Origin of the sequence: Pseudorhizobium banfieldiae (genome assembly GCF_000967425.1) — a bacterium.
In the GTDB taxonomy this organism is placed as follows: Bacteria; Pseudomonadota; Alphaproteobacteria; order Rhizobiales; family Rhizobiaceae; genus Neorhizobium; species Neorhizobium banfieldiae.
Genome location: NZ_FO082820.1, coordinates 2020140 through 2047100 on the forward strand (window position 1 = coordinate 2020140; position 26961 = coordinate 2047100).

Consider the following 26961-nt stretch of genomic DNA (forward strand, 5'->3'; position numbering starts at 1 on the left):
GCAATCCGGACGAGGCAAAAGCGAACGCCGCGTCTTCAGCATGAAAACGCGGCGTCAGCTTGATCGAGGTGACTATTAGTTGACCGACTTGTCGACCAGCTTATTCTTGCCGATCCACGGCATCATGCCGCGCAGCTTTTCGCCGACTTCTTCGATTTGGTGGCTGTCGTTCATGCGGCGGATGCCCTTGAAGCGTGCCATGCCGGAGCGGTATTCCTGCATCCATTCGGAGGTGAAGCGGCCGGTCTGGATGTCCTTCAGCACGCGCTTCATCTCGGCCTTGGTTTCTTCCGTGATGATGCGCGGTCCGGTGACATATTCGCCCCACTCGGCCGTGTTGGAGATCGAGTAGTTCATGTTGGCGATGCCGCCTTCGTAGATCAGGTCGACGATCAGCTTCACTTCATGGAGGCACTCGAAATAGGCCATTTCCGGAGCGTAGCCAGCTTCCACCAGCGTTTCGAAGCCGGCGCGGATGAGCTCGACCAGACCGCCGCAAAGAACGACCTGCTCGCCGAAGAGGTCGGTTTCGCACTCTTCCTTGAAGTTGGTCTCGATGATGCCCGAACGGCCGCCGCCGACGCCGCAGGCGTAGGAGAGCGCGAGTTCAAGTGCGTTGCCGGATGCATTCTGATGAACCGCGACGAGGCACGGCACGCCGCCGCCCTTCTGGTATTCGCCGCGAACGGTGTGGCCCGGGCCCTTCGGGGCAATCATCACGACGTCGACCGATGCCTTCGGCTCGATCAGGCCGAAATGGACGTTGAGACCGTGGGCGAAGGCGATGGCGGCGCCGTCACGGATGTTGCCGGCGATGTCGTTCTTGTAGATGTCGGCCTGCAGCTCGTCCGGCGTTGCCATCATCATCAGGTCCGCCCAGCCAGCTGCTTCGGCAACCGTCATCACCTTGAAGCCGTCGGCCTCGGCCTTCTTGGCCGTGGGGGAACCTGCCTTCAGGGCAATCGCCACGTTCTGGGCACCCGAGTCCTTCAGGTTCAGCGCATGTGCGCGACCCTGGGAACCGTAGCCGATAATGGCGACCTTCTTCGACTTGATGAGGTTGAGATCGGCATCGCGATCATAATAGACGCGCATCGTATATGTCCTTCCCTATGCGTGTTCGTTGTTGATGGTGCTTATCGTCCCGAGGAGAAGCGCACCGCCTCCCCCGATTCCTGGCGCGTTCCGTGAAGCGTCAGGAAGGCATCCACCGCCCTCCGCGCCTGGCGCGCATTGTCCTTGAGCCCCGGCTCGCCGAGCAGCATGCGAACATGCAGGTCGGAGACGACGAGGCCATAGAGCGTATGATAGGCGGCGTCCGCATCGTCGAAGCGCAGAAGGCCGGCACGTTTCCCCGCATCCATAAGGCCGATCGCGCGACGGTCGATCTGCCGACGCCCGTGCTCCAGAAGAAGCTTGCCGAGCTTCGAGCCGTCCCGACCCGACTGGCCGACTGCCAGGCGGTTCAGCGCAAGCGAAATATCGCCGGACAGAACCTCCAGCAAATCGCGGGCAAAGGTTTCCAGATGTTCCCGAAGGTTCTCGGGCGTCAGCTTCTCCTTGCCGCGCTCGAACGTCCGCACCTTGCTTGCCTGGTGCGCGATCATCGCAGCAAGTAGGCCGTCGCGATCTCCGAACCACTTGTAGAGGCTTTCCTTGGAACAGTTCGCGGCCCTGGCCAGACCGGACGTCGTCAACGCCCTGTCGCCACCCTCCACGAGCAGGCGCAACGCCTGTTCCAGAACCTCGTTCTGGCGGGGTGTAAATTCAGGCATCCGGCCGGCATCGGCAATCACGACATTCGCTCCAACAGACTGGTACCGTACGGTACGGTTCTTGTTAGCCTTATGCGGAAGTCTGCATTGCTCGTCAAGGGGATTCATTGCATCAATGGCAGACCATATGAGCTGCGGCGGAGACCCGAACGATGAAGCCGACATTCAACAGAACAGCCCTCCTCGCGGTTGCTGCGTGCCTGCTCCTCCCGTCCCTGGCGCAGGCCGCGGAGATGCGGTGCGGCTGGCTCGACAACCCGACCCCGCGCAACTGGTGGCTGGAGGATAGCGAGAAGACCTGGACCCTCATGACGCAGGACCCCGACCGCCCGGAAGGGCCGGAGGGCATGGAACTGGTTCCGGACCTGACAGAAGGAGAGTTTGTCGAGGTCAATGGCTCGTCCTACGGCTATGCCTGCGTCTGCATGTCCGTGGAGACCGACGGCGAAGAACGGATCACGAAGATACTGTCTGTCAGGCAGCTCGAGATTGCCCAGTGCAACAACGACAAGGCGCTCGCATCCAGAAACTGACGGCAAGCGCGAACCCTCGCGGCAAACCATCAGCTTCTATGGCTAGCGGGCGTAGTCCACGGGCAAGGCCTCGCCGCTCTTCAGCACCTCCATAGAGATGAAGGCGGAGACATCGAACAGCTCGATCCGCTTGACCAGCCGCCGATAGACCACGTCGTAATGCTCCACGCGGGGCAACACGACCTTGAGGATGTAGTCGTAGCTGCCCGTCAGCCGATGCGCCTCGACAATCTCGCCGATGTCGCTGATCGACTTCCGGAAAGTCTCGATCCAGTCGTCGGAATGGTGCGCGGTCTTGATCAGTGCGAAGACAGTCGTTGGCACGCCGATGCGTTCCCGGTCAAGCACCGCGATCCTGCCTCGGATATATGCCGCCTCCTCGAGCCTCTGGATGCGCCGCGAACAGGCGGACGGGGAAAGAGCTACCTGCTCCGCCACCTCCGCCACCGGCATCCCGGCATTCCTTTGCAGTAGATCCAGTATTTTCCGATCGCGCTGATCCAGCATCGCCATTTCTCCATCATACGCACTCTGCATGCCTCATTTGACAATTTAACGCAACAGACGTGCGCCAATCAGCATCAACGGGCTGAAGATTGCATCCACCCGGACGCAGATGCGCTCTAACTTCTCGGCAATGTCCAGAAGGGGAAAACGATGAAAAGCATCGGTCTGATCGGCGGAATGAGCTTCGAGAGCACCGCGGTCTACTATCGCCTGATCAACGAGACGGTGCGCGCCCGCCGTGGCGGGCTGGCGTCCGCCGATATCCTGCTGCACTCCGTGGACTTCGCGAAGATCGTCGAGATGCAGAAGGCCGGTCGCTGGGATCTTGCGACCAAGGTGCTGGCGGATAGTGCTAGGCGGCTTGAGGCGGCGGGTGCATCCTGCGTGCTGATCTGCACCAACACCATGCACCTCATCGCGGATGAGGTCGCGGGTGCCGTCCGCATCCCGCTCATCCACATCATCGATGAGACCGCGGCGGCGCTACGCGCCCAGGGACTGACGCGCCCCCTCCTGCTCGCAACCCGATACACGATGGAGCACGGTTTCTATACGGACCGGATGAAGACGCTGGGCATCGACGTGATGGTCCCGGACTCCGAAGACCGGACTGCCATGCACGACATCATCTTCAGCGAACTCTGTGCCGGATCGGTGAGGGGCGACTCGCGCGACCGTGCCTTGGCCATGATCGAGAAAGCGAAAGCCGCCGGTGCCGATAGCGTCATCCTCGGCTGTACGGAAATCTGCCTTCTGCTCGATCCGAAGACCCTGCCCCTGCCCTGCATCGATTCGACGACGGTTCATGCCGGCGCCGCCGTGGATTTCGCGCTCTCTCCCGAGATGGCTGCCGTCGCGGCGGAATGATCAGACGGTCTGGCCGCAGGCGCGGCGGAATCGGCGCACCGTTTCCGCCATCCCGAATTCCAGTGCATCGGCCGTCAGGCCATGGCCGATGGAAACCTCTGCCAGATGGGGAATGCGCTTGACCAGCGGCGGCAGGTTCGCGACCGTGAGGTCGTGGCCGGCATTGACGCCGAGCCCTTCGGCCTTCGCCGCGTCGGCCGTTTGCCCGAGCTTCTCGACGATCGCGGCGGCCTTTTCGGGATTGTCGTAGCAGCCGCCATAGGGCCCGGTGTAGAGCTCGATTCGATCCGCCCCCGTCGCCTTCGCGAGCCGCACCGCTTCCACGTCACCCTCGCCATCGGCAAACAGCGACACGCGCATGCCCTTCCCCTTCAGCCGTGCCACGATCGGCTTCAGCATCTCGCCGTCGCGGCGGAAGTCGAAGCCGTGGTCGGACGTCGCCTGGCTCGGATCGTCCGGCACCAGCGTCACCTGCTCCGGCTCCGTCCGCTCGCAGAGCGTCAGGAATTCCTCGCTCGGATATCCCTCGATGTTGAACTCGGCCTCAGGGAACTCGTCGTCGATCAGCGCCCGGATGACCGGCAGGTCGGACAAGCGGATATGCCGCTGGTCCGGCCGAGGATGCACTGTCAACCCGCTTGCGCCGGCCTGCAGCGCAATGCGCCCCAGATGCTCCAGGCTCGGCCATGGCAGGTCGCGCCGGTTGCGCAGCATCGCGATGGCATTGATATTGACGGAAAGCGTGGTGACCATGGCTAAAGTCCCGGTGAAGATCAGGTCCTGCTTACGCCACGCCGGCGACGGAAACCAATGGCTTTCGCAAATCCGCCCATTGAAACTTTTGATGCAGGCTCACTTGACGATGGTGATCGTTTCGGCGGCGCGGGTGATGGCAGTGTAGAGCCAGCGCTCGCGCGTGTCGCGAAAGGCCCAGCTTTCATCGAACAGCACGACGTTGTTCCACTGCGAGCCCTGCGCCTTGTGGACTGTTAACGCATAGCCGTAATCGAACTCGTCGTAGCGCTTGCGCGTCGACCAGGGAATTTCCTCTTCGCTCTCGAAGGCAGCCTTCAGGAGCTTGATCTTCGCAGCACCCCGATCCATGTCGTCGTCTTCGGGGCGGATCATCAGGTTGATGCCGGGCTTCACGGTCTCGCGGGATGAGCTCATTACCTGCCAGAGCGAGCCGTTCAAGAGCCCCTTCACCTGATCGTTCCGCAGGCAGACGAGCTTGTCGCCCGACTGCGGGTAGCCGGTGCTGAACCCCTTCAACTCGCGGAGCCGCTGATTATAGCGCTTGCGTGTCTTGTTCGTTCCGACCAGCACCTGGTCCGCCTCCAGCACCAGCGCCTGGTTCACCTCGTTGCGCGAGATCACCTGGGCGGTGCCGTAGTCGACATACATGATCTCCTTGCCCTCGCGCACGTTCATGGCGAGCTGGATGATCGGGTTGTCGCGGGCCTGGCGGTGGATCTCGGTCAGCAGGTAATCCGGTTCCTGCTCGGTAAAGAAACCGCCTCCGGAAACGGGCGGCAGCTGTCCGGGGTCGCCGAGGACCAGGATTGGTGTCCCGAAGCTCAAGAGATCCCGGCCAAGCTGCTCGTCCACCATGGAGCACTCATCGATGACGATCAGCGCTGCCTTCGCGACCGGGCTCTGGCGGTTGATGGAAAACATTGGCGAGATCGAGGTCTTGCCGGTCTCCTCGTCGGAGACCTCCTCCTCGCCGCGCGGCCGGTAGATCAGCGAATGGATCGTCTTGGCGTTCTTGGCGCCGCGTGAACGCAGCACCTGCGCGGCCTTGCCGGTGAAGGCGGCGAAAAGGACCTCGCCGTCCACATGCTCGGCGAAATGCTTGGCCAGCGTCGTCTTGCCGGTACCGGCATAGCCGAACAGCCGGAAAACCTGCTGGCGACCGTCCTTGAGCCAGCGGGAAACGGCCTTCAGGGCCTCGTCCTGTTGCGGGGCAAATTGCATGGCTGCGACATGGCAGGATTCTCGACGCTACCGCAACCGAAAAGAACGAAAGCAGATCAAGGCGATCGGAATAACGGATCGTTCGTGAGCTCAATCGGCACGCCATGCGGCGTCGCCTCCGCCGCCCGCTGCCAGCTTTTCTGAAGCCCCAGTATGGCTTCGGCATCCGCGATGCCCTTGCCCACCAGCAGGCCCGTCAGCGCCTCCACCCAGCAATCGAAATAGTCGCTGCCGTCTGCGGCTCGTCCGGGCTCGTGAACCTCCGCCGACAGCGAATCCGCCCATTCACCCCAGGAGAAAAGCCCCCTCTCGTGAAGGTGTACGGTGATCGCGAAGGCCTCCGCTGCCCAAGGCTCCGGAAACACCGGGTCGCCCTCTTCAGACCGCGGTAGGCCCTCCGTCTGGGCAAGTCGCGATCTTGCTTCACACACGCTCAAGATAGCTCTCCCATGCGTCAATCGACACCGTCAGCGTCGGATCGGCGCCTTCGCCCCAGATTTCGCCTCCATCGAATACGACCGTGTAGACCCATTGCGGGTTCTCGCCACGCCCGTGCGCATTGTCGTCGGCAAATACGAAGGAGCCCTGCACCGCCTCCACCACGCCGGTCTTCTCCCGTGCATAGCGGGGCAAGCGCGTGTGCGTCACGGGATTGAAGTTACGCGTGCGCACCCGGTCGCCAACCGCAAATCGCGGCTCGGTGTCCACGGGTCGATCACACGGACCGCCCCGCGCGAGCACGCCCGGCACCATGTCCGCCGTCAGCACCCGCTTCGGCTTTGCCGGCTCCTGCAGCTTGTGCCCGGCGCTGATCTCCTCGTCGCTGGCAAACCCGTGCCGCTCCAGCAGTGTCTCCAGCGCCCGGATCCAGATTTCATAGTAGCTTGCGTCCAGGTATTGGGCCGGCGGAATGTTCTCCCGGGCATGTCGGCTCTCATCCAGCGTCCAGGCGCCAAATGCGCCGCAAGAGAGCGTGATTCCCAGCGCCCGCTTCTCCCACTCCGCGTGGAAGAAGGGCTCGTTCGGCTCCGGGGAAACCGGGCCGAACCCCATCTGGCCGCCGAGGTCGTGAGGCCCGTTCATCGCAACTGCTCCGGCGCAAGCGCCAGGCCGGTGCCGATCATTGCGTCGCGCGTCACGAGATCAGCCAGCGCCTCCTCATCCAGATCCTGCGTGCCATCCGGACGCATCGGCACCACGAGATAGCGGAGCTCGGCCGTCGAATCCCAGACGCGGATCTTCGTTTCGTCAGGCAAGGCTAAACCGAATTCGGCCAGCACGCCGCGCGGGTCGATCACCGCCCGGGAGCGATAGGATGGCGCCTTGTACCAGACGGGCGGCAGTCCAAGGACAGCCCAAGGGTAGCAGGAGCAGAGCGTGCAGACGATGAGATTGTGCGTGTCCGGCGTGTTGAAGACCGCCCGCATGTGTTCCCCTTGGCGGCCGGTAAATCCTAGACTGGCGATCGCGGCCGTGGCATCGCGTCGGAGCCAGTCGGCGAAGTCCGGATCGCTCCACGCCTTCGCAACCACGCGCGCACCGTTGCGTAGACCGACCTTCGTCTCGTAGGTGTCGACGATCGCATCGATAGCCGCGGGATCGATCAGACCCTTTTCCGTCAGCACCGTCTCGAGCGCCTTCACCCGCGCCTGCATGTCGGAATAGCGGTTGTCGTGGTGGTGATGATGGTCGTCGTCGTGATGGTGATGGTCGTGATGATCCATCGCCCCCTCCTCTATCTGAGCATCGGCCAGAGGCTGATGACGAGCAGCACAGCCATGGTGATGTTGAACCACTTGAGCCGCACCGGCACCGACAGCCAGTCACGCAGCGCCGAGCCGAATCCGGCCCAGGTCGAGACGCTTGGCAGGTTGACGAGCGCAAAGGCCACACCGACCAGCAGCACCGTCGGCACGTAGGCTGCCGGATTGGTGTAGGTGGCCATGGCCGTCACCGCCATCACCCAGGCCTTCGGGTTGACCCACTGGAACGCGGCCGCGCCGAGGAAACTCATCGGCTGCGCCCCCGCCTCGCCTTCCGAAAGACTGCGTGATGTGCCGATCTTCCAAGCAATCCAAACGAGGTAGGCGCCACCGGCGAACTTCAGCAGCGTGTAGACCAGCGGGACGCTCTGCATCAGTGCACCGAGCCCCAGCCCCACCCCGATCAGCAGCGACAGGAAGCCTGCGCCTATCCCCAGCATGTGCGGGATCGTGCGGCGGAAGCCGAAGTTCACGCCGGAAGCAAACAGCATCATGTTGTTGGGGCCGGGCGTGATCGAGGTCGTAAAGGCAAACAGGACCAAGGCCAGAAACGTCTCCAGCGGCATGTCTTCTCCAGGCGCCAATGCGTTGATTTGACCAAATGGTCGCCTCGTTCGGCGGGCGGCCTGTCAAAGCTTTATGCTCAATCCCCCATAGCTTCAAGCGGGCTTGGCAGGCAACCGTTACGCCTTATCTTGCCTGCATTGTGCAGGAGCAAGCGATGATCGACGACACCCTTCCCACAGTCACACTCGCGAACGGCATCGTCGTGCCGGCGCTAGGCCTCGGGACATGGCAGATGGGAGAGGACGCGCGCGCAGCCCAGCGGGAGGTCGAGGCCCTTCAGCGCGGCGTCGACCTCGGCATCACATTGATCGACACGGCGGAAATGTATGGCGAAGGTGGCGCCGAGGAGATCGTCGGCGTGGCGATCAGCGGGAGGCGGGACGACCTATTCCTCGTAAGCAAGGTCTATCCCTGGAACGCCAGCCGCGAGGGCACGATCGCCGCCTGCGAACGGAGCCTCAAGCGCATGAAGACCGACCGCATCGACCTCTATCTCCTCCACTGGCGCGGAGAACATCCGCTGGCGGAAACGGTCGATGCCTTCGAGACACTTCGACGCCAGGGCAAGATCGGTGCATGGGGTGTCTCGAACTTCGACCTCGGCGACATGCAGGAACTGCTTGCGCTCCCCGATGGACGTAACTGCGTCGCCAACCAGGTGCTCTACAACCTGTCGCGCCGCGGCGTGGAATACGATCTCCTGCCCTGGTGCCAGGAACGCGGGATCGCCGTCATGGCCTATTCGCCCATCGAGCAGGGAAGCCTCGCCCGCAACGAGACCGTCATCCATATCGCCAAGGCTTACCAGGCGACCCCGGCGCAGGTGGCGCTCGCCTTTCTGCTGGAGCGGGAGGGCGTGATCGCCATCCCGAAATCCTCCCATGCGGCCCGCGTCGCCGAAAACCGGGAAGCAGCGGCGCTGGACCTCAGCGACGAGGATCTGGACGCACTGGATGCCGCCTTCCCGCCACCGAGCCGGCCCATGCCGCTGGAGATGATCTGATCACATTCCCTGTGGCCCGCGGTTCATCGCCGCAATCCCGGTGCGGCAGATCTCTATCAGGCCGAGCGGCTTCAGGATCGCCACGAACTGGTCGATCTTTGAAGACTTGCCGGTAATCTCCAGGATGAAGTGCTCCACGGTCGCATCCACCACCTTGGCCTGGAAGGCGTCGGCAAGCCGGAGTGTCTCGGCGCGGTGCTCGCCGGAGCCCACGACCTTGATCAGCGCTACCTCGCGCTCGATTGGCCGCTCCTGACCAAGGCTCTGGGCCCTGACCGTCAGGTCGACCACGCGGTGCACCGGCACGATGCGCTCGAGCTGCGCCTTGATCTGCTCAAGAACGCTCGGGGTGCCGCGCGTCACAATGGTGATGCGCGACAGATGCGCCTCGTGCTCCGTCTCCGAGACGGTGAGGCTCTCGATGTTGTAGCCGCGGCCGGAGAACAGGCCGATGACGCGGGCCAGCACGCCCGGCTCGTTGCTGACGAGCACCGAGAGCGTGTGGCTTTCCGCCTTCGCCGTCTCGGGAGCGATGAAGTAGGCCGAGCCGGTGGGTAGTTGATGGGCATTCATTGGTTTATATCCGTTATTTCAGGAATGACTTTAACAAGCATTACTCAGACGAGCTGTCGGCCCTTGGCGTCGATCGCCGTCGCAACAGCCTCGTCGGTCGCCTCGTCGGGCAGCAGCATCTCGTTATGCGCCTTGCCGGACGGGATCATCGGGAAGCAGTTGGCGAGGTTGGCGACGCGGCAGTCGAAGATCACCGGCTTCTTGACCGCGATCATCTCCTCGATCTTGCCGTCGAGCTCCTTTGGGTCGTCGCAATACATGCCGACGGCGCCATAGGCCTCCGCCAGCTTGACGAAGTCTGGCATGGCCTCCGTGTAGGAGTTGGACAGACGGTTGCCGTGCAGTAGCTGCTGCCACTGGCGCACCATGCCCATGTACTGGTTGTTGAGGATGAAGATCTTGATCGGCAGATTGTACTGAATGGCACAGGACATTTCCTGGATGCACATCTGGATCGACGCGTCGCCGGCGATGTCGATGACCAGCGCATCCGGATGCGCAACCTGGACGCCGATGGCGGCCGGCAGGCCATAGCCCATCGTTCCGAGACCCCCGGACGTCATCCACCGGTTGGGCTCCTCGAAGCCGAAGAACTGCGCCGCCCACATCTGGTGCTGGCCGACCTCGGTCGTCACGAAGGTCTCCCTGCCCTTCGACAGTTCGTAGAGCCGTTCGATCGCATATTGCGGCATGATGACGTCGTGGGACGGCTTGTAGGCGAAGGACTTGCGGGCTCTCCAGCGGTCGATGCTCTCGCGCCACTCCTGCGTCTGGCTCTTCTCGGGCTTCTTCGGCAGGGCACGCCACAGGCGGACCATATCCTCCAGTACCGTGCCGACATCACCGAGGATCGGAATATCGACGCGGACATTCTTGTTGATCGACGACGGGTCGATGTCGATGTGGATCTTCCGCGAATTCGGCGAGAAAGCATTGATCCGACCGGTGATGCGGTCATCGAAGCGAGCGCCGACGCAGACCATGACGTCGCAGTCATGCATCGCCATGTTCGCTTCGTAGGAGCCATGCATGCCGAGCATGCCAAGCCAGTTCTTGCCTGAAGCCGGATAGGTGCCGAGCCCCATCAGGGTCGAGGTGATCGGGAAGTCCGTCAGTTCGACGAGCTCACGCAGCAGGCGCGACGCTTCCGGGCCAGAATTGACTACTCCGCCGCCTGTATAAAGAACGGGCCGCTTCGCCGTCGCCATCAGTTCGACAGCCGCCTGGATGGCCTTCAGGTCACCCTGGAGCTTCGGTGTATAGCTCTTGTTTACCGGCGCTTCGCCGGGAGGCGTATAGGTGCCGGTTGCAAACTGGATATCCTTCGGAATGTCGACGACAACCGGGCCGGGACGGCCGGTCTGGGCGATGCGGAAGGCCTCGTGGATGACGCCCGCCAGTTCGTTGACGTCCTTGACCAGCCAGTTGTGCTTTGTGCAGGGTCGCGTGATGCCGACGGTATCGCACTCCTGGAAGGCGTCCGAGCCGATCAGCGTCGTCGGGACCTGTCCCGAGATGCAGACCAGCGGCACCGAATCCATCAGCGCATCCTGCAGCGGCGTTACGGCATTGGTGGCACCCGGGCCGGACGTGACCAGCATGACGCCGACCTTGCCGGTCGAACGAGCATAGCCTTCCGCGGCGTGGCCGGCGCCCTGCTCGTGGCGAACGAGGATGTGCTTGATCTCCTCCTGCTGGAAGATCTCGTCATAGATCGGCAAGACCGCACCACCGGGATAGCCGAAGATGTGCTCCACCCCGTTATCCTTCAGCGCCCTCAGAACGATCTCCGCTCCCGTCATTCGATTGTTGCTGTCCGTCATTGTCTGGTCCATCCGCTGCTGGTCTGCTGTTCCGTGATCGAGGCATAAAAAAAGGCCCCTTGAGGAGCCTGTCTTTCCGCGCATGGGTGGCTAACGCCGGATGGTTACACCATCCTGCCCATGCGCGTTCCCACCACGATAAGTGCGTTCAAAATCGTCATGCGCGGAAGTGTTAGACAGATTATTGCCCTGCGTCAACGCGATGTGGCGAAAAATTACGCGACCCTGCAGCTCGATTCACGCACAAGCCCTTACACCACTTGTTAAATCGCCAGGGCTATACTGGGCATTGGTCTGCAGCTTTGGGAGCATCCGTTCTGCCTCCCGCTCGACGACAGGGGCTTCGTTTTGCGAAACAACGACTTGCACCGTTCCATCTCGGCTGGCGAACAGGATCGCCGCGACGCCCACCTCGCTGGCAATCGCATGCTTGGGCGCGTGGTCGCCTGCAATGGCTCGAAAGCAACGATTGCGGCCGTGGCGGAAAGCGGCGAAACCGCGCTCACCGAACTCTGGTCGGTCGGACGCCTGATCTCGATCGGTGTCGGCAGCAACCGGGTCGTGGCCCTCGCCTACTCGATGAGTACCGATGAAAAGAGCTGGGGCGAGCAGAACGACAACAGCTTCCAGATCGAAGCCGAATTGCTGGGCGAAGTCCGGGTCGGGCCGGATGGCCGGGAAGAGTTTTCCGGCGGCATATCCCGCTATCCCTATCTTGGCGCCATCGCCCATCGCATCCGCGCATCTGACCTCCTGCGCATCTACGACGCGGGCAAGAACGACAGCTGCGTCATCGGCAAGCTGACGCAGGACGAGACCATCGATGCGGCCATCCACATACCGTCGATGCTGTCCAAGCATTTCGCCATCGTCGGCTCCACCGGCGTCGGAAAGTCCACCGCCGTATCGCTCCTGCTCCACAAGGCCATCGAATCCGACCCGAAGCTCAGGGTACTGATCCTTGATCCGCACAACGAGTTCGCCGCCGCCTTCCCCGGTCATGCGGTAGTCATCGATCCCGAGACTCTCGACCTGCCCTTCTGGCTGATGAAGCTCGATGAGTTCGCGGAAGTGCTTTACCGCGGGCGCCCTCCTGTCGCCGAGGAACTCGACATCCTGCGCGATCTCATCCCGGAGGCGAAACGCGCGTTCCGCGGTGGCGACACGGGCCTGATGCGCCGCACCACCGAGAAAAGCTCTATCACGGCGGACACCCCGGTTCCCTACAGAATGGCGGATCTGCTGGCGCTGATCGACGAGCGCATCGGTCGCCTGGAAGGTCGCGGCGAAAAACCGGTCCTGCGGCACCTGAAGATGCGGGTCATGTCGGCGATCAACGATCCCCGCTATCATTTCATGTTCTCCAACAACACGATCCAAGACACGATCATGGAGACCATCGCCCACATCTTCCGCATTCCGGGCGGTGACAAGCCGATCTGCACGTTCCAGCTCGCAGGCATTCCCTCAGAAGTGGTCAACTCGATCGCATCGATACTCTGTCGGATGGCTTTCGAGCTCGCCCTCTGGAGCAACGGCGCCATCCACATGTTGGTCGTGTGCGAGGAGGCCCACCGCTATGTCCCTGCGGATCCCGAGCGGGGCTTCTTCCCGACCCGCCAGGCGATTGCCCGCATTGCCAAGGAAGGTCGCAAGTACGGCGTGTCGCTCGGCGTCATCACCCAGAGACCGGGCGAACTGGACCAGACGATCCTGTCGCAATGCTCGACATTGTTCGCGATGCGCCTTTCGAACGACCGCGACCAGGAAATTATTCGCTCCGCAATCCCGAATTCCTCCATTTCCACGCTGAGCTTCCTTTCGTCGCTCGGAAATGGCGAAGCGATTGCATTCGGCGAAGCGATAGCCGTACCGATGCGCCTGCAGTTTTCCCGTGTGGAGAAGCGATATCTGCCGAAGGCGAACGGTGTCCTCGACAAGGGCAGCGAGGAAACGCCGGATACAGTAGACCTTCGTAGCGTCGTTGCAAGGATGCGCTCCGTCAGCGCACCCGAACTGGGGCCCTGCCGCCCCGGGTCGGATCATGCCGACGATGCAGTCCGGAGAAGCGATGCTAACGACCTGGAAGGGGATTCAGGCATTGGCGAAATGGAACTGGACCGCTGGGCTCGCAGTGTCACACCAGCTCCTCAACCGACTCCATCCAGACCGGCCGACACAACCAGGGCCGAGCGCTACCGTCCGGATATGCTGCCGGGCGCCACGCGATCGCCCACCGCGCCGCCTTCAACCTCGTATGAACCGTCACCGGCCCATCGCCAACCTGTCACCGATGACGGCGCGCCAGCGGCCCTTCGCTCCCTGCGTGCCGACGGCGGACTGCGCTCCTCCCAGCCGCTTCGTCGGGAGGGCTCCCTTCGCGACACCTTGCTGAAGAAGCCGCTGAGCAGCCTCTACGACAACAGGGACTGAGGCTCCGACGGATCGATCCTCCTCCAGCTCTCGTCCATCTGGTTGCGGAACCATGTCATCTGCCGTTTCGCGTACTGGCGCGTGAGCGCCGATGTGCGCTCGATGACCTCCCCGGCCGTCATCTGCCCCTTGAGCATGGCCGTGATCTGGGCCACTCCGATCGCCTTCATGGCGGGAACATCGGGATCGGGATGAAGTGCGAGGAGCGCCTCTACCTCCTCCACGGCACCGCAATCGAACATCTGCTCGAAGCGCCTGTTGATCCGCTCGTGCAGGACCGCCCGATCGGGAAGCGCAACCACCTTCAATGCCCGCTCGCCCTTGACGACAACGGGCCCAGGCTTTCCCTGATAGTCGAGGATGGAACGGCCGGTCGCGTGCAGAACCTCGAGCGCCCGCACAATCCGCTGCCCGTCCGCCCGCCTGAGTGTTGCGGCAGCAGCGGGATCGAGGGCCGTAAGCTCCGCATGAAGCTGCTCCGCCCCTTCCTCCTTCAGTCGCTGACGCAAACCCGAACGAACATCGTGTGCGATCTCGGGCATGTCGGACAGGCCGCCGGTCAGGGCCTTGAAGTAGAGGCCGGTGCCGCCCACGAAGATCGGCATCCTCCCCTCGTCGAGCAGCCGCGGCAGAAGCTCCGCCACATCGCGCAGCCATTCGCCCGTCGAATGGGAATGCGTCGCCCGAACATAACCGTAGAGGTGATGCGGGATGCCGGCCATCTCCTCCTCGGATGGACGCGCGGTCAGGACACGCAAGGTGTCGTAGACCTGCATGCTGTCGGCATTGACGACCACGCCTCCCGTTTCGACCGCACACCGCAGTGCAAGCGCCGACTTGCCGCTGGCGGTCGGCCCCGTTATCAGGATCGCGTCGAAATTTCTTGCAAGGTCCTTCATATGGCTTTCGTTGCCACGCTCATCGCCCATCCGTCAAATGCCGTTCTGTCCGCAATAGCGGGCGAGACAGCGGCCGAGGCGGTGAACGCTGCTGGACTGTACTGGCTGGCGGACGGGATTGCCTGCGATATTGCGCTGCGCGACGGCACCGACGTGGAGGCCGCAGAACAGAAGCTTCGGGATTCCGTGGCGGGAATCCCGGTCGATCTCGTGATCCAGGAGGCCGAGACGCGCCGCAAGAAGTTTCTGATCGCCGACATGGACTCCACCATGATCGGCCAGGAGTGCATCGACGAACTCGCCGATGTCGTTGGCCTCAAGGACAAGGTGGCGGAAATCACGGCGCGCGCGATGAATGGCGAGATTGCCTTCGAGCCCGCCCTGCGCGAGCGGGTCGCACTCCTGAAGGGCCTGCCTATCTCGGTCGTCGACGACGTCATCGACAAGCGCATCACGCTAACATCCGGCGGACCGGAACTCATCGCGACGATGAGGAAGAACGGCTTCCATACCGCGCTGGTATCCGGCGGGTTCACCGTCTTCACCAATCCGATTGCCGCCCGCCTCGGCTTCCACGAGAACCGCGCCAACCTTCTGCTCGCGGAAGACGGCGTCCTGACCGGCAAGGTGGCAGAGCCCATCCTCGGCAAGCAGGCGAAGATCGACGCCGTAATCGACATCTCCGCCCGGCTCGGCATCTCCACCAACGACGTTATTGCCGTGGGCGACGGTGCCAACGACCTCGGCATGCTGAACCTTGCCGGCTCGGGCGTCGCGCTCCACGCCAAGCCAACCGTAGCGGCCCAGGCCAGGATGCGGGCCGACCATGGCGACCTGACGGCGCTCCTCTACATCCAGGGCTATCGCAAGTCGGATTTTGCGATCCCATGACCCTGAACAACCCGCCGTGGATCATCCTCGAGACACCGCGGCTTCGCGTTCGCAGCTGGACGGAGAGCGACCGTGACCTTTTCCGTGAGATCAATGCCGACCCCAAAGTCATGGAATTCTTCCCATTCCGCCGCAGCCATCAGGAATCGGACGCGCTCCTCGACAAGCTCAACGGCTCGATCCGGGATACCGGTCTCGGCTTCTATGCCCTCGAACTGAAGAGTTCGGGCGAATCGATTGGCTTCTGCGGCCTCTCCCACCCAAATATGCCGGAGATCTTTCCGGCCGAGACGGTCGAGATCGGCTGGCGGTTGGCCACTCGCTTTTGGGGCAACGGATATGTCACGGAAGCCGCCCGCGCCTTGATGGACTTTGCGTTCAGGGAGAAGGCTATCCCAGCCCTGCTTGCCTTCGCCGTCGAGGCGAACCATCGGTCGACGGCGGTGATGAAGCGCATCGGCATGCGCCCGTGGCCGCAGATGGATTTTGACCATCCACGGGTTCCAGATACGCATCCCCATCTCAAGCGGCACGTCGTCTATGCTGCCACGGCAGGCTCTCTAGGACGCTGACTACTCGAGCGGCACGGCCACGAAGCGCAGTGCGCCTGTCGGATCGGCGATCATCAGGTGGACGTTGCGACGTCCTTCCGCCTTCAGGGCATCGATCCGATCCGTCACCGCCGTCGGGCTGTCGACGAAGTCCTGTGCGACCTCCACGATCACATCACCCCGCTTCAGGCCCTTGTCCGCCGCTGCCGATCCATCTTGGACATCCGTTATCACGACACCTTCGACGCTATCGTCGATACCAAACTCGGCTCGCCTCTCGTCGTCGAGCGGCGCAATTGTCATGCCGAGGGCGACTGCAGGACCTTGCTCGGCCTCTCCATTCTGATCCTCACCCTGCTCCCCACCGTCGGGCATCGGCTCCTCACCTTCGGGAGTGGCGCCTTCCTCGGCGTCCTCGTCCGGAGGACTGTCCTCCAGCCGTCCAAGCGTGACCTTGACCGTCTCTTCCTTGCCGTCACGCAGAACCGTTACGTCGACAGCCTTGCCAACCGGGCTTTCAGCCACCACGCGCGGCAGGTCGCGCATCTCCCGCACCGGCACGCCGTCAAAGGTCAAGATCACGTCGCCCGCCCGGATCGAACCGTCATCAACCGGACCGCCCTTGACCACGCCTGAGACCAGTGCGCCGCGCACACTGTCCAGCCCCAGGCTTTCCGCCACCTCATCGGTCACCGGCTGAATCCGCACGCCGAGCCAGCCGCGCCGCGTTTCGCCGAACTCGATCAGCTGGTTGACGACGTTCTGTGCAAGCTCCGTAGGCACGGCGAAACCGATGCCGATCGACCCGCCCGACGGGGAGATGATCGCGGTATTGATGCCGATCACCTCACCTTTCATGTTGAAGAGCGGTCCACCGGAATTGCCCTTGTTGATGGCCGCATCAGTCTGGATGAAGTTGTCATAGGGGCCGGCGTTGATGTTGCGGCCTCGCGCCGAAATGATGCCCACGGTCACCGATCCGCCAAGCCCGAACGGGTTGCCGATCGCCATCACCCAGTCACCGATCCGCATCTGGCGCGAATCGCCGAAACGGACCGCCTTGAGCGGCGCCGGCGGCTCGACCTTCAGGACCGAGAGATCGGTCTTGGGGTCGGTCCCGACCAGTGTCGCCTTCAGCTTGCTGCCGTCCGGGAAGACCACTTCGATATCATCTGCATCCTCGATGACGTGGTTGTTGGTGACGACGAAGCCGGACGGGTCGATAACGAAACCGGAACCGAGCGAATTGACCTTCTGATTTCCCCCCTGGCTCCCATCGCCGTCAAAGAACTCATCGAAGAACTCTTCAAATGGCGAACCATCCGGCGTCTGCGGTGCCTGGGGTCCCGCCCCCGCGCCCCCGACACTCTGCGAGGTGGAGATGTTCACCACGGCATCCAGCAGACCCTCGGCCAGATCGGCGACGGAGGCCGGACCCGAGCCTATCGCTGGTCCTGTCGTGGGCGCTGTCGTGACGGTCGGCGCCCCAGTCGGCGGCGCCGGCAGCATCGCGTCCGGTGCCAGATCCTGAGCTTCTCGTTGAGGCGTTTCCTGTGCAGACGGGGGAGCGGCTTCCTGCGCTGGGGTGCCATTCTGTGGCGGCTGCGGTGCATCGGCTGGTGGGCCGCCTGTCTGTGCCTGTGCCCCGGCGGCAATAGCGATAATGGCGACCGCTGCGACGGAACGCTTCAACGACCATAGAACCGATTGAGCCATCGGGCCCCCCTTGTATCGAATATCCTGACTGAGGCTATGCCGCCACAGCACGTCCTGCTGACTTTCCCCGCAAGATAGGGCGGATTGAAGACCGAAGAAATTGCCTTTTTCGTGAGACATGCAGGCAGCAAGAACGATGCTCGAATGAAAGAGGCGGCCGGAGCCGCCTCTTGCATCAACCACCATTTGCAGGTGCCGCAGGAACACCTGGCGAAGCGCCCGCCGCAGCGGGCGGAGCCGCCGGTGTCTGGCTGGAGACACCAGCCGAGCCCCCTTGCGAATTGTTCAGGTACTTGAAGAACTCCGAATCCGGCGACAGGACCATGGTCGTGCCCTGATCGGCGATGGAGGCGACATAGGCCCGCATCGACCGGTAGAATTCGAAAAAGCCAGGATCGCGACCGAATGCCTCGCCGAAAATCTTCGTGCGTTCGGCATCGCCTTCGCCTCGGATGATTTCGGCGTCTCGCTGGGCAGCGGAGACGATCTCCACCACCTGACGGTCGGCGATCGCGCGCCGCGTCTGGCCCAGTTCGTTACCGCGGGCACGGATCAGTTCGGCTTCGGCAAGACGCTCGGCCTTCATCCGCTCGAAGGTCTGCTGCGAGACTTCCTGGGTAAGGTCTGTGCGACGGATACGGACGTCACGGACTGCAAGGCCCAGCGACTCGGCCGCATCGCGCAGCTGTGCATTGACTTCCTGCATCATCTGCGACCGTTCGTCCGACAGGGCTGCATCGAAGTTGCGCAGACCATAGACACGGCGAAGAGCGGCGTCGAGACGGGTGCGAAGACGGGCCTCGGCAGCCTCCCGGTCGCCGGAAACCGTTTCGCGGAACCGCCGGGGATCGCTGATCTGGTAGACCACGAACGCGTCAACCTCGTAGAAGGCACCGCCGCGGACCTGGACGCGGATGTCGTCGAGGTCGAAGCGAAGCGCCCGGTCCTCAACATACTGCACCCGGTCGGCGTCCATGAAGGCGAAGGGCAGTTTGAAGTACAGGCCAGGCTCCGCCTTTACGTCCTGAATCTCACCGAAGCGGACAACGATAGCCTGCTCCCGCTCGTTCACCACGAAGACGGACGAGTAAATGAGGAATAGCAGGATCGCGAGACCGATCAAAATAGCTGGGAGGCGATTGGAACTCATCGGTTATCCCCCTGCTGGCTGCTGCCACGGTTCAGTTCGTTGAGGGGCAGGTACGGAACGACGCCCTGCCGCTCATCCATGATGATCTTGTTGGAATTCTTCAGGACCGTCTCCATGGTCTCGAGGAAGATACGCTGGCGCGTGACCTCTGGGGCGGTGGCATATTCGTCATAGATGGAGATGAAGCGCTGCGCCTCACCCTGTGCCTCGTTCACGACGCGATCCTTGTAGGCTGCCGCCTCTTCGCGGATCTGCGCGGCTTGACCGCGAGCCTGACCCAGTTGCTGGTTGGCGTACTGGTTGGCCTCTTCGACGAAACGGTCCTCATCCTGCTCGGCGCGCTGCACTTCTTCGAAGGCATCGGCTACTTCGCGCGGCGGGGCTGCATCCTCGATCGGTACGGCATTGATGGAGATGCCGGAACCGTAGGTGTCCATCGTCCCCTGAATGATCGCGCGGACCTCGGTCGAGATATCCTCGCGATTGTCGCGGAAGATGTCCTGCGCCGGGCGACGACCGACCACCTCGCGCATGGCGCTCTCGGCGACCTGCTGCAATGTGGCGGAAGGGCTTTCCAGGTTGAAAAGATACGCCTTGGGGTCGCTGACCGTATAGAGTACCGAGAACTGCACGTTGACGATGTTCTGGTCGCCAGACAGCATGAGGCCAGCGGAGGATTGGGCGCTGCCTGCAGCACCGATATTCTGCTGCTGCTCGGTGACCTTGACGATCTCGACGGTCTCGAAGGGCCAGAAATGGAAATGCAGGCCGGGCATGGAGATTTCTTCCTTCGGCTTGCCGAAGCGAAGTTCCACGCCGCGCTCATCCGGCTGAACGGTATAGACGGACTGGATCGCTAGGAACGCAACGATCGCGAGGATGACGAAGACCGCAGCCCCGCCGTTGAAGCCACCGGGAACGATCCCGCGAAGACGGTCCTGGCTGCGGCGGATCAGGTCTTCCAGATCCGGAGGACCACCACTTCCGCTTCCGCCACCGCCCCGAGGACGGTTCGAACCACCGCCACCCCATGGGCCCTGATTATTGCCGCCGCCGCCGCCCCACGGGCCGCCGCCGCCATTCTGATTGCTCCAGGGCATCAAAACCTCTTTGTTTGCCACTCCCATATACGTGGAAGCGCAGCTCCCTCGTCCTGCCCCCGTTATAGGGAGGCCGGCCGGTGCTTTCAACGACGCGTCAATAACTTCGGGGTGTTTGGTAACGAAATGTTTCAGTTTGTCGCGGGGCGACGGCGATAGATCGCAAAACGGGTCGGATAGTCGTCCCGCTCACCCGCTGGAACGAGCGTCTCCTCGACCTTCTCGAATACAGCGGGATCGATAGGCGGAAAGAACGTGTCTCCGTCCGGAACGGCAACCTCGACATGTGTGACATAGAGCACGTCGACGAGGTTCATCACCTGCCGGTAGACCTCGCCACCACCGATCACGCAGACTTCTGCAGCACCGGTCTCGGCAGCAACTTCCTGAGCCTTGGCCAAAGCCTTCTCCACGCCGTCAATTGTTACAGCACCCTGCACGCTGAAATCACGGTTCCGGGTTATGATGACATGGGGGCGTCCAGGCAACGGCTTGCCGCCGAAGGATTCCAGCGTCTTACGACCGAGCACGATTGGCTTGCCGATGGTCAGCTGCTTGAAGCGCCGAAGATCGGTCGAAAGTTTCCAGGGCATGCCGCCATCGCGGCCGATGACGCCGTTCTGCGCGACCGCGACGACGATGGAGACGGGAACAGTCATACCGCGATCGGTGCCTTGATGCTGGGATCGGCCACGTAGTTCTCCAGCGTGAAATCCTCGTAGCGGAAGGCAAAGAGATCCTTCACCGCCGGATTGATGCGCATGGTCGGCAAGGGCTTCGGGGTTCGCGTCAGTTGCAGCTCTGCCTGCTCGAAGTGGTTCCTGTAGAGATGCGCATCGCCGAGAGTGTGGACGAAATCGCCGGGCTTGAGCCCTGTCACCTGCGCCATCATCATTGTCAGGAGAGCATAGGACGGGATGTTGAAGGGCACGCCGAGGAATATGTCGGCGGACCGCTGGTAGAGTTGGCAGGAGAGCCGGCCGTCCGCCACGTAGAACTGGAACAGGCAGTGGCAGGGCGGAAGCGCCATCTCGTCAACCAGCGCCGGGTTCCACGCCGAAACGATGTGGCGGCGGGAGTTCGGGTTGGTCTTCAGTGATTCGATCACATTGGCGATCTGGTCGATATGGCCACCGTCGGGCGCCGGCCATGATCGCCACTGGGCACCGTAGACCGGCCCGAGATCGCCATTCTGGTCGGCCCATTCATCCCATATGGTGACGCCGTTTTCCCTCAGATAGGCGATGTTGGTATCGCCGCGCAGGAACCAGAGCAACTCGTGGATGATCGACCGCAGGTGCAGCTTCTTCGTCGTCAGGACGGGAAAGCCCTCCTCGAGGTCGAAGCGCATCTGGTAGCCGAAGACGGAGCGAGTGCCGGTCCCGGTTCGGTCTCCACGGTCGGTGCCGTGATCCATCACATGTCGGAGAAGGTCGAGATATTGCCGCATGATTTCACTGCCACTATGTTCGGTAGGCATCCTACAGGCCGCAGCATCCGGAACCAAGCGCCGACAGGACATCCGGGATGTCTATCCCCCGAAGTTAGGGTACCTGCATCCGAACGGGTCGAGGATGCGATCTATTCGAGTTCGCACCCCTTTTCACGGCGTAAGGAAATCCCTATATCTGCCTTGCCGGGCTTCGGTCCGGCTATGGCGATAAACGGTCGATGAAATAAGCCTATTGGACCCGGGGGCGGTACCCGGCGCCTCCACCAAAAACCGGTCTACCGAGACGACCGGCTTCTGATGGGGGCGAAATAGGATCGACAAGGGTGTAAAGATCGAACTTTTGCTCGGCATGATACCGCCGTTATCGGGTCACAATAGTAGTTGCAAACGACAACTATGCGGAAGCTCGTCTCGCTGCCTAATGGCGGTGTGACACTTCAAATCAAGTCCTAAGGGGTCGCACTCTTAGGCGGGGTCCGAAGGCACCTGGCAACAGAAGCCTTCACCTTCTCCCTTTTTGCGAAATTATATGCACTGGCCATCAAGCGGGCGCTTTTCCGCGTATGGCTGGCATGGCATAAGGATGCTTCGAGAAAGCATTCAGAACTGAGAGACAGAACCGCATGGGGCAGGATCATATCCGCTACGATATCTTGGCGCAGGACGCATTGCGCGGTGTTATCCGAAAGGTGCTGAGCGAAGTTGCTGCCACGGGTCGGCTGCCAGGCGACCACCATTTCTTCATCACCTTCCTGACCGGCGCCCCGGGCGTTCGCATCTCTCAGCATCTCAAGACGAAGTATCCCGAGCAGATGACGATCGTCATCCAGCACCAGTTCTGGGACCTGAAGGTATCCGACACCCAGTTCGAGATCGGCCTGTCCTTCTCTGATACGCCGGAGCGGCTGGTGGTCCCGTTCAATGCGATTCGCGGTTTCTATGATCCGTCGGTGAATTTCGAGCTCGAGTTCGAGGTGCCGTTGGCGGAAGAGGACGAGAACTCCGCGGCCGAGATCACTGCCATTCCCGTTGAGAGTGCCGCAAGGCATGACGCCGTCGAACAGGCGGAAGGGGAGGAAAAGAAGCCGGCGTCAGTCGTGTCGCTCGATTCCTTCCGAAAGAAGCAATAGGGTTGCCGGGCCATGAGCGGTGACGTCGTCAATCTGCGCCAGGCCCGGAAGGCGAAGCAGCGCCTGGAGAAGGAGAGGCAGGCCGATCAGAACCGGCTCACCTTTGGTCGTAGCAAGACGGAAAAGACACTGACGAAGGCGCTGAACCGCAAGGCCGAGCGCTCGCTTGACCAGGGACGACTGGAAAGGCAGGACGATCGGGACTGAACGGCGCACTCCGAAGACGCGAGGTCGTTCGGACGTCCAGCAGGGTATGACCTTTGCTTTCGACAGGAGGCGCCGGTGATCCGCAAACATTCTGCAACACTGCATGGCCACCGTACCAGTTTCTCCCTCGAGGACGAATTCTGGGAGGAGCTGAAACGCATCGCCGCGGAACGTGGTCTCAGCATCGCCGGCCTCATTGCCTCGATCGACGATGCCAGAGCGCCGGACAGCAATCTGTCTTCTGCGCTGCGGCTGCATGTCCTTCGATGGCACCAGGAAAAAAACGCATCCGACCTTCGTTGAGTGCTATTGCTCGACGCCGGGCAGGCTCTGGAACACGGGCGGCTCTAGAGGTGCGCCGCCGGGAGCGATCAGTTCCTGGACGGGTGGTACCGTAAGGGCTGGTGGCGCCTCCTCCGCCCTTCGAGCCTCCGCCTCCCTGGCCGCCGCTTCGGCTCGCTCTCGCTCCGCCCTTGCAGCCGCCTCCGCGCGTTGCCGTTCCTCTTCCTCGCGTCGCGCCCGCTCTTCCGCCTCGGCCCTTTCCCGCGCTGCCTGGCGCTCCGCCTCCAGGAAGCGATAAAGTGCCACCTCGCGCCGGAGCCGCTGTTTCTCGAGCACGCTCGCCTGCAGCATCTCCACGCGACGACGCTCGCGCTCGAATGCCCGTAGCGACAGGAAGTTGGTCAGCGGTGCCACGTCGAACTCGATCGACGGATTCTCAAGATCGCCGGAATAGAGCCAGCGGACCATTGGCTCGCCTCCCGCCAGCCCCTCGTCGCCCGGCTCGTAGGCGATCGCGAGCTCGCCATGCAGGGCCTGCTCGAGAAGATCAACCCTCACCTCGCCGCTGACCCTGCTGTTGCCGGCGTCGGCCGTGACGTTCTGCGCCCTCGCCTCCCCATCCGTGATGGTGAAGGGGATCACTACTTCGCGGAACGTCGCTTGGCCTCGGCGAACAAACTGCTCCGCCAGCGGACGTATCCTCTCCTCCGTCACCTCCCCCTCCAGCTTGTCGACCTCTTCAAGGAATGGCGGCAGCGCTTCAGGATCAAGGCGGTTGATGGTGAGCGTTGCGATGGTGATCTCGCCGGAACCGTTGAGCGCATCCAACAAGTCAGCGGGCGTATTTCCGGTGGACTCGGCTGCCACCAGCGCACTGAACCGGCCGGTTGCAATCGGGCCGTCCTGGCCGTCCCAGACGAGTGCTGCAAGGTCGGCATCCTCAACCGTGAACCTTGTCTGGAAGATCCCCGTGCCTTCACCATTGTTGATCGCAAGACGCCCGCCGATCTTTCCCCCCTGCCACGTGCCCGCAGCGTCCTCGATCGCGATCCCGCCATTGCGATGTTCAATCGTGGCCGAGAAGTCACGGATATCGCCCATCATCCCTGGACGGAACATCGCGGCGCGGACTTTCAGGCGGGCTTCGCTCGTCCCGAAGATCGGCATGGAGAAAGGCTTTTCCCAAAGCTGCCCCGTCTCGGGCTCCTGAACCGGCCCATAGACTGCCTCGGCGAGCCAGGCGAGGTCGAGGCTGTCGACGGCCAGGTCCCCGCTGAGCATCGTGACGGAGGAGGATCGATCAAGGGTTAGAGTGTCGCTGGCAACCCGGTTCCCACCGAACTCACCGGCGAGCTTGTCCAGGCGGACGTTGTCGGCTGAGATGCTGATCTCCGTCGACATCGTGGTAGGCAAGCCCGTGCCGAACTGCGGAATTCCGATGCCGGTCATCAGCAGGTACGGCTCCACATCTTCCGAGCGCAGGGTGAGGCGACCTTGGCCTGTGCCGAATGCCGAAGAACTCAGTTCCACCTCGCCTTCCCCGTGGAACTGCGTTCGGTCCGTCGAGAAGGACAGCTTTGCCACTGAGAGCTGATCACCTTCCTGGCGAAGATCCAGCGACACCCGCGCCGGCCCGTCATCGCCGAGCGGCAGAGGGTCAAGTCCCAGTTGCCCGAGGAGTACCGCCGTCTGGTCATTCTCCAACTGAACCGAAAGCGACCCCTCACGGCTGCCGGTCAGATTGAATACCGTTGGCAGTGCCAGTTCGGCGTTCACGGCGCTTCCATTGCTGGTTCCAGTGATCGTCGCGGAAAGCCCTGCCGTTTCCCCGCCGACGCGAATGTCAGCAGCGAGCCGCGTGTCATCGAACCATCTGCTGTTTTCCGCAAGCCGATCGAGAATCGGGTGCTTTGGAAGGCGATTGTGTAGCATCGCGATGAACCCGGCAGCCTCACCGACCCGCATCGTCATCGATCCGCTTCCGCTGTAATCCAGCAACGAGCCTTGAAGCTGCCCCTGCGCCTCCATCGACGCACCTGCCAGATCACCCACCGTCAGTCGTTCCAGCGCCAGTTCGCCTTCCGAGAGCGTGAAGACCGTCTCGACATCCCGGGCGCCGACGCCGAAGGCGGTGAACCGCTCGGCCTTCAGGCTTGCCCCGATGGAATGATCCAAAACATCCTCCCCGGCATCATTACCGGTGATCAGCGAGCCGAGTGCGCGCATGGCGTCGAGATCGATCTCGTTGCCGGCGAGTTCGACGGTCAGCGAGGGACCCGCCTCGGCCGGCGCATGCCGCTCTATGCTGCCGCGAAGGCTTGCTGGCCCGACGGCCAGTTCCAGATTGGCGAACCGCTGCAACTCCTGCGTCAGGTTGACAGTTGCCGAAAAGCCGGCCGTCTTCAGTTGCCGGATGGCAGGATCCACGGAACCGGATAGCCAGGCGGCCAAGCCAGACGGCTGGTTGGACGCGACGAGCATGTCTCCGACGAAGGAGACATCATCCGCCAACGTGAGCGCACCCTTGGCCTCCACCTGAGTGCGGCCCGGGAAGGTTGCGGCGAAACTGTCGACCGTCCAGCCAGTCCCTGCGGGGCGGACGTCGATGCGGATGTCGCGTACGGTGGTATCATTGGCAACGACGGCGGGCAGGCTGAAGCTTGCGCGCCCCGGGACCTGCGGGATCGGAATCTGCGCGGCGACATCGATCACGGCCTGGATCCGCCGCTGCGCGGAAGCCGCCGCATCCCGTCCCGTCTTCGCACGCTCGCCCTCACCCAGCCGATTGACGTCGATCTGCTGGCCGTCGGCCGTCAGCAGGAATTCCGGTGCCTCGCCCGTGTCGAGCGTCGCCTCGCCGGTCACCACGTAGGGGTTGTTGAGTGGTCCCACTTCAAGTCGGTAGTCAGGTATCCTGATGCGCTCATTTGTGAGCTCGAAGCTACCCTTCAGCCGTGGGCCGGGCGGCGGCGCCTGCACCGGCTCGCTCTCATCCTCCTCCTCCAGCGCGTTCGTCGCAAAGCGTCCGTTATAGGCCGGGCGATCCTCGGCAAGAACGAGATGACCGTCGAGCTCAATGGCTGCTGGTACCGCATCGGGAAGGATGCGAAGGCGCAGCGGCATGGTCCGGTTGGCCGCATCGCCCTCCCCCGTTGCCAGTGTGAATGCCGCCTCCTCGCCATCGAGAGAACCATAGCCCTCGCCGCGCCAGGGACCGGCAAGCGACGCGGCCGAGAGATCCGCGTTGAGGTTGGCAAGCTGGCGCGTCTGTCCGCTCTGTTCATCGATGATGTCGATCGAACCGTTAGTGATGTTGACGCCTTCGATCACTACCGTCCGGAGCGGGATGTCGGCGCGGCTCCCCCGCATCCAGTCGAGCGTTCCGTCGGGCAATATCCGGACCCGCGCCTTCGGCTCCTCGAGCCGCATGTCGAATATCCGCGCCTCGCCGGAAAGGAAGGGCGCAAGTTCCATGTCCATGGAGAACCGCGCGGCGTGCAGTTGCGGCTGACCGTCCCGGTCCTGTCCGACCCGCACATCGTGTAGTGTCACCGACGGGAACGGCAGGATGCGGGCGTCCACGTCTCCGTGCACCACGACCTTTTTGCCGAGGATGCGGCTTGCCCGCTGCTCGAACTCTACCCGGAAGTCGGTCCAGTCGACGAAGAATGGCGCAAGCAGAGCCGCAAAAAGCGCCACTACGAGAAGACCACCAGCCGTCAGTAGGATGCGTCCGAGCACCGTGCGTCTCTCCCTGGGTT

27 protein-coding genes and 1 other RNA gene are annotated in these 26961 nt (G+C 62.6%); 10 read left to right on the top strand and 18 right to left on the bottom strand.

All coding sequences use genetic code 11. From position 1 onward, the window contains the following. Positions 1-75: 75 nt before the first annotated feature. Both ilvC and NT26_RS09995 read right to left on the bottom strand, forming a co-directional pair. Entirely contained in the window at positions 76-1095 is a 1020-nt protein-coding gene (gene ilvC, locus NT26_RS09990) for a ketol-acid reductoisomerase (RefSeq protein ID WP_052638656.1), read from the bottom strand. Positions 1096-1136: 41 nt separating this feature from the next. Continuing rightward, complete coding sequence (locus tag NT26_RS09995) at positions 1137-1775, bottom strand: TetR/AcrR family transcriptional regulator (protein WP_052642030.1); 639 nt, start codon at positions 1773-1775, stop codon at positions 1137-1139. A gap of 152 nt (positions 1776-1927) precedes the next feature. On the opposite strand from NT26_RS09995, the gene NT26_RS10000 reads away from it, so the two are divergent. Beyond that, positions 1928-2308, top strand: coding sequence for a DUF4087 domain-containing protein (locus tag NT26_RS10000; RefSeq protein WP_052638657.1), 381 nt, complete (start codon positions 1928-1930; stop codon positions 2306-2308). Positions 2309-2350: 42 nt separating this feature from the next. On the opposite strand, the gene NT26_RS10005 is transcribed toward NT26_RS10000, so the two are convergent. Then, positions 2351-2815, bottom strand: coding sequence for an Lrp/AsnC family transcriptional regulator (locus NT26_RS10005; RefSeq protein ID WP_052638658.1), 465 nt, complete (start codon positions 2813-2815; stop codon positions 2351-2353). Between the two features lie 150 nt (positions 2816-2965). On the opposite strand from NT26_RS10005, the gene NT26_RS10010 reads away from it, so the two are divergent. Beyond that, complete coding sequence (locus NT26_RS10010; protein ID WP_052638659.1) at positions 2966-3682, top strand: aspartate/glutamate racemase family protein; 717 nt, start codon at positions 2966-2968, stop codon at positions 3680-3682. On the opposite strand, the gene NT26_RS10015 is transcribed toward NT26_RS10010, so the two are convergent. The 6 genes from NT26_RS10015 to NT26_RS10040 all read right to left on the bottom strand — a co-directional run bounded on the left by NT26_RS10015 (position 3683) and on the right by NT26_RS10040 (position 7988). After that, complete coding sequence (locus NT26_RS10015) at positions 3683-4435, bottom strand: pyridoxine 5'-phosphate synthase (RefSeq protein ID WP_052638660.1); 753 nt, start codon at positions 4433-4435, stop codon at positions 3683-3685. Positions 4436-4534: 99 nt separating this feature from the next. Then, complete coding sequence (locus NT26_RS10020; protein WP_052638661.1) at positions 4535-5659, bottom strand: ATP-dependent DNA helicase; 1125 nt, start codon at positions 5657-5659, stop codon at positions 4535-4537. 56 nt (positions 5660-5715) lie between these two features. Beyond that, entirely contained in the window at positions 5716-6096 is a 381-nt protein-coding gene (locus NT26_RS10025) for a nitrile hydratase accessory protein (RefSeq protein ID WP_052638662.1), read from the bottom strand. Then, a complete protein-coding gene (gene nthB / locus NT26_RS10030) occupies positions 6083-6742 on the bottom strand; it encodes a nitrile hydratase subunit beta (RefSeq protein ID WP_052638663.1) in 660 nt (219 codons plus the stop codon). The genes NT26_RS10025 and nthB overlap by 14 nt, the downstream gene beginning before the upstream one ends. Further along, on the bottom strand, positions 6739-7383 hold the full coding sequence (nthA, locus tag NT26_RS10035) for a nitrile hydratase subunit alpha (protein WP_052638664.1): 645 nt from the start codon (positions 7381-7383) through the stop codon (positions 6739-6741). The genes nthB and nthA overlap by 4 nt, the downstream gene beginning before the upstream one ends. 11 nt (positions 7384-7394) lie before the next feature. Further along, on the bottom strand, positions 7395-7988 hold the full coding sequence (locus NT26_RS10040; protein WP_052638665.1) for a LysE family translocator: 594 nt from the start codon (positions 7986-7988) through the stop codon (positions 7395-7397). Positions 7989-8143: 155 nt separating this feature from the next. On the opposite strand from NT26_RS10040, the gene NT26_RS10045 reads away from it, so the two are divergent. Next, entirely contained in the window at positions 8144-8992 is an 849-nt protein-coding gene (locus tag NT26_RS10045; protein WP_052638666.1) for an aldo/keto reductase, read from the top strand. Here NT26_RS10045 and ilvN read toward each other — a convergent pair whose 3' ends face one another. Together ilvN and NT26_RS10055 are read right to left on the bottom strand one after the other, a co-directional pair. After that, a complete protein-coding gene (ilvN, locus tag NT26_RS10050) occupies positions 8993-9565 on the bottom strand; it encodes an acetolactate synthase small subunit (RefSeq protein WP_052638667.1) in 573 nt (190 codons plus the stop codon). A gap of 44 nt (positions 9566-9609) precedes the next feature. After that, the gene (locus tag NT26_RS10055; protein ID WP_162197786.1) at positions 9610-11388 is read right to left on the bottom strand and encodes an acetolactate synthase 3 large subunit; all 1779 of its coding nucleotides are present in this window, start codon (positions 11386-11388) and stop codon (positions 9610-9612) included. A gap of 348 nt (positions 11389-11736) precedes the next feature. On the opposite strand from NT26_RS10055, the gene NT26_RS10060 reads away from it, so the two are divergent. Next, a complete protein-coding gene (locus NT26_RS10060; RefSeq protein ID WP_052638668.1) occupies positions 11737-13821 on the top strand; it encodes an ATP-binding protein in 2085 nt (694 codons plus the stop codon). Here the strand turns inward: NT26_RS10060 and miaA are convergent. Further along, on the bottom strand, positions 13803-14720 hold the full coding sequence (miaA, locus tag NT26_RS10065; RefSeq protein ID WP_052638669.1) for a tRNA (adenosine(37)-N6)-dimethylallyltransferase MiaA: 918 nt from the start codon (positions 14718-14720) through the stop codon (positions 13803-13805). The two genes, NT26_RS10060 and miaA, sit on opposite strands and share 19 nt — an antisense overlap. On the opposite strand from miaA, the gene serB reads away from it, so the two are divergent. Together serB and NT26_RS10075 are read left to right on the top strand one after the other, a co-directional pair. Beyond that, positions 14721-15611, top strand: a complete 891-nt coding sequence (gene serB / locus NT26_RS10070; RefSeq protein WP_052638670.1) for a phosphoserine phosphatase SerB — start codon at positions 14721-14723, stop codon at positions 15609-15611. Beyond that, positions 15608-16183 carry a GNAT family N-acetyltransferase gene (locus NT26_RS10075; protein WP_052638671.1) on the top strand — a complete coding sequence of 192 codons (576 nt, stop codon included), beginning with the start codon at positions 15608-15610 and terminating at the stop codon, positions 16181-16183. The genes serB and NT26_RS10075 overlap by 4 nt, the downstream gene beginning before the upstream one ends. Here NT26_RS10075 and NT26_RS10080 read toward each other — a convergent pair whose 3' ends face one another. The 5 genes from NT26_RS10080 to NT26_RS10100 all read right to left on the bottom strand — a co-directional run bounded on the left by NT26_RS10080 (position 16184) and on the right by NT26_RS10100 (position 21578). Then, positions 16184-17878 (bottom strand): DegQ family serine endoprotease, encoded by a 1695-nt coding sequence (locus NT26_RS10080; RefSeq protein ID WP_052638672.1) that lies wholly within the window; start codon positions 17876-17878, stop codon positions 16184-16186. A 175-nt stretch (positions 17879-18053) separates the two neighbouring features. Next, positions 18054-19028 (bottom strand): protease modulator HflC, encoded by a 975-nt coding sequence (gene hflC, locus NT26_RS10085; protein WP_052638673.1) that lies wholly within the window; start codon positions 19026-19028, stop codon positions 18054-18056. Next, entirely contained in the window at positions 19025-20128 is a 1104-nt protein-coding gene (hflK, locus tag NT26_RS10090; protein WP_052642034.1) for an FtsH protease activity modulator HflK, read from the bottom strand. Before hflK ends, hflC begins: the two co-directional genes overlap by 4 nt. 131 nt (positions 20129-20259) lie before the next feature. Then, the gene (locus NT26_RS10095; protein ID WP_052638674.1) at positions 20260-20787 is read right to left on the bottom strand and encodes a dihydrofolate reductase; all 528 of its coding nucleotides are present in this window, start codon (positions 20785-20787) and stop codon (positions 20260-20262) included. Then, positions 20784-21578 carry a thymidylate synthase gene (locus tag NT26_RS10100; RefSeq protein ID WP_052638675.1) on the bottom strand — a complete coding sequence of 265 codons (795 nt, stop codon included), beginning with the start codon at positions 21576-21578 and terminating at the stop codon, positions 20784-20786. Before NT26_RS10100 ends, NT26_RS10095 begins: the two co-directional genes overlap by 4 nt. Positions 21579-21724: 146 nt before the next feature. On the opposite strand from NT26_RS10100, the gene ssrA reads away from it, so the two are divergent. The 4 genes from ssrA (at position 21725) to NT26_RS10115 (ending at position 23221) form a co-directional block, all read left to right on the top strand. After that, positions 21725-22088: a transfer-messenger RNA gene (gene ssrA, locus NT26_RS22165) on the top strand. Positions 22089-22204: 116 nt separating this feature from the next. Then, the gene (locus tag NT26_RS10105) at positions 22205-22711 is read left to right on the top strand and encodes an SspB family protein (RefSeq protein WP_052638676.1); all 507 of its coding nucleotides are present in this window, start codon (positions 22205-22207) and stop codon (positions 22709-22711) included. A 12-nt stretch (positions 22712-22723) separates the two neighbouring features. Next, a complete protein-coding gene (locus NT26_RS10110) occupies positions 22724-22918 on the top strand; it encodes a DUF4169 family protein (RefSeq protein ID WP_052638677.1) in 195 nt (64 codons plus the stop codon). 75 nt (positions 22919-22993) lie between these two features. After that, positions 22994-23221 (top strand): ribbon-helix-helix domain-containing protein, encoded by a 228-nt coding sequence (locus NT26_RS10115; protein ID WP_052638678.1) that lies wholly within the window; start codon positions 22994-22996, stop codon positions 23219-23221. Between the two features lie 3 nt (positions 23222-23224). Here the strand turns inward: NT26_RS10115 and NT26_RS10120 are convergent, their stop codons facing one another. Continuing rightward, the gene (locus tag NT26_RS10120) at positions 23225-26941 is read right to left on the bottom strand and encodes an AsmA family protein (protein ID WP_052638679.1); all 3717 of its coding nucleotides are present in this window, start codon (positions 26939-26941) and stop codon (positions 23225-23227) included. Between the last annotated feature and the right edge of the window lie 20 nt (positions 26942-26961).

What these genes read in the sequence shown, in the direction of transcription:
- nthB (WP_052638663.1), bottom strand. Translation starts at nt 6,742, where the DNA reads ATGAACGGGCCTCACGACCTCGGCGGCCAGATGGGGTTCGGCCCGGTT.
- NT26_RS10045 (WP_052638666.1), top strand. Translation starts at nt 8,144, where the DNA reads ATGATCGACGACACCCTTCCCACAGTCACACTCGCGAACGGCATCGTC.
- ilvN (WP_052638667.1), bottom strand. Translation starts at nt 9,565, where the DNA reads ATGAATGCCCATCAACTACCCACCGGCTCGGCCTACTTCATCGCTCCC.
- ilvC (WP_052638656.1), bottom strand. Translation starts at nt 1,095, where the DNA reads ATGCGCGTCTATTATGATCGCGATGCCGATCTCAACCTCATCAAGTCG.
- NT26_RS10005 (WP_052638658.1), bottom strand. Translation starts at nt 2,815, where the DNA reads ATGCTGGATCAGCGCGATCGGAAAATACTGGATCTACTGCAAAGGAAT.
- NT26_RS10075 (WP_052638671.1), top strand. Translation starts at nt 15,608, where the DNA reads ATGACCCTGAACAACCCGCCGTGGATCATCCTCGAGACACCGCGGCTT.
- NT26_RS10040 (WP_052638665.1), bottom strand. Translation starts at nt 7,988, where the DNA reads ATGCCGCTGGAGACGTTTCTGGCCTTGGTCCTGTTTGCCTTTACGACC.
- NT26_RS10080 (WP_052638672.1), bottom strand. Translation starts at nt 17,878, where the DNA reads ATGGCTCAATCGGTTCTATGGTCGTTGAAGCGTTCCGTCGCAGCGGTC.
- NT26_RS10105 (WP_052638676.1), top strand. Translation starts at nt 22,205, where the DNA reads ATGGGGCAGGATCATATCCGCTACGATATCTTGGCGCAGGACGCATTG.
- NT26_RS10020 (WP_052638661.1), bottom strand. Translation starts at nt 5,659, where the DNA reads ATGCAATTTGCCCCGCAACAGGACGAGGCCCTGAAGGCCGTTTCCCGC.
- NT26_RS09995 (WP_052642030.1), bottom strand. Translation starts at nt 1,775, where the DNA reads ATGCCTGAATTTACACCCCGCCAGAACGAGGTTCTGGAACAGGCGTTG.
- nthA (WP_052638664.1), bottom strand. Translation starts at nt 7,383, where the DNA reads ATGGATCATCACGACCATCACCATCACGACGACGACCATCATCACCAC.
- hflC (WP_052638673.1), bottom strand. Translation starts at nt 19,028, where the DNA reads ATGAGTTCCAATCGCCTCCCAGCTATTTTGATCGGTCTCGCGATCCTG.
- hflK (WP_052642034.1), bottom strand. Translation starts at nt 20,128, where the DNA reads ATGCCCTGGAGCAATCAGAATGGCGGCGGCGGCCCGTGGGGCGGCGGC.
- NT26_RS10100 (WP_052638675.1), bottom strand. Translation starts at nt 21,578, where the DNA reads ATGCGGCAATATCTCGACCTTCTCCGACATGTGATGGATCACGGCACC.
- NT26_RS10095 (WP_052638674.1), bottom strand. Translation starts at nt 20,787, where the DNA reads ATGACTGTTCCCGTCTCCATCGTCGTCGCGGTCGCGCAGAACGGCGTC.
- NT26_RS10055 (WP_162197786.1), bottom strand. Translation starts at nt 11,388, where the DNA reads ATGACGGACAGCAACAATCGAATGACGGGAGCGGAGATCGTTCTGAGG.
- NT26_RS10010 (WP_052638659.1), top strand. Translation starts at nt 2,966, where the DNA reads ATGAAAAGCATCGGTCTGATCGGCGGAATGAGCTTCGAGAGCACCGCG.
- serB (WP_052638670.1), top strand. Translation starts at nt 14,721, where the DNA reads ATGGCTTTCGTTGCCACGCTCATCGCCCATCCGTCAAATGCCGTTCTG.
- NT26_RS10110 (WP_052638677.1), top strand. Translation starts at nt 22,724, where the DNA reads ATGAGCGGTGACGTCGTCAATCTGCGCCAGGCCCGGAAGGCGAAGCAG.
- NT26_RS10015 (WP_052638660.1), bottom strand. Translation starts at nt 4,435, where the DNA reads ATGGTCACCACGCTTTCCGTCAATATCAATGCCATCGCGATGCTGCGC.
- miaA (WP_052638669.1), bottom strand. Translation starts at nt 14,720, where the DNA reads ATGAAGGACCTTGCAAGAAATTTCGACGCGATCCTGATAACGGGGCCG.
- NT26_RS10000 (WP_052638657.1), top strand. Translation starts at nt 1,928, where the DNA reads ATGAAGCCGACATTCAACAGAACAGCCCTCCTCGCGGTTGCTGCGTGC.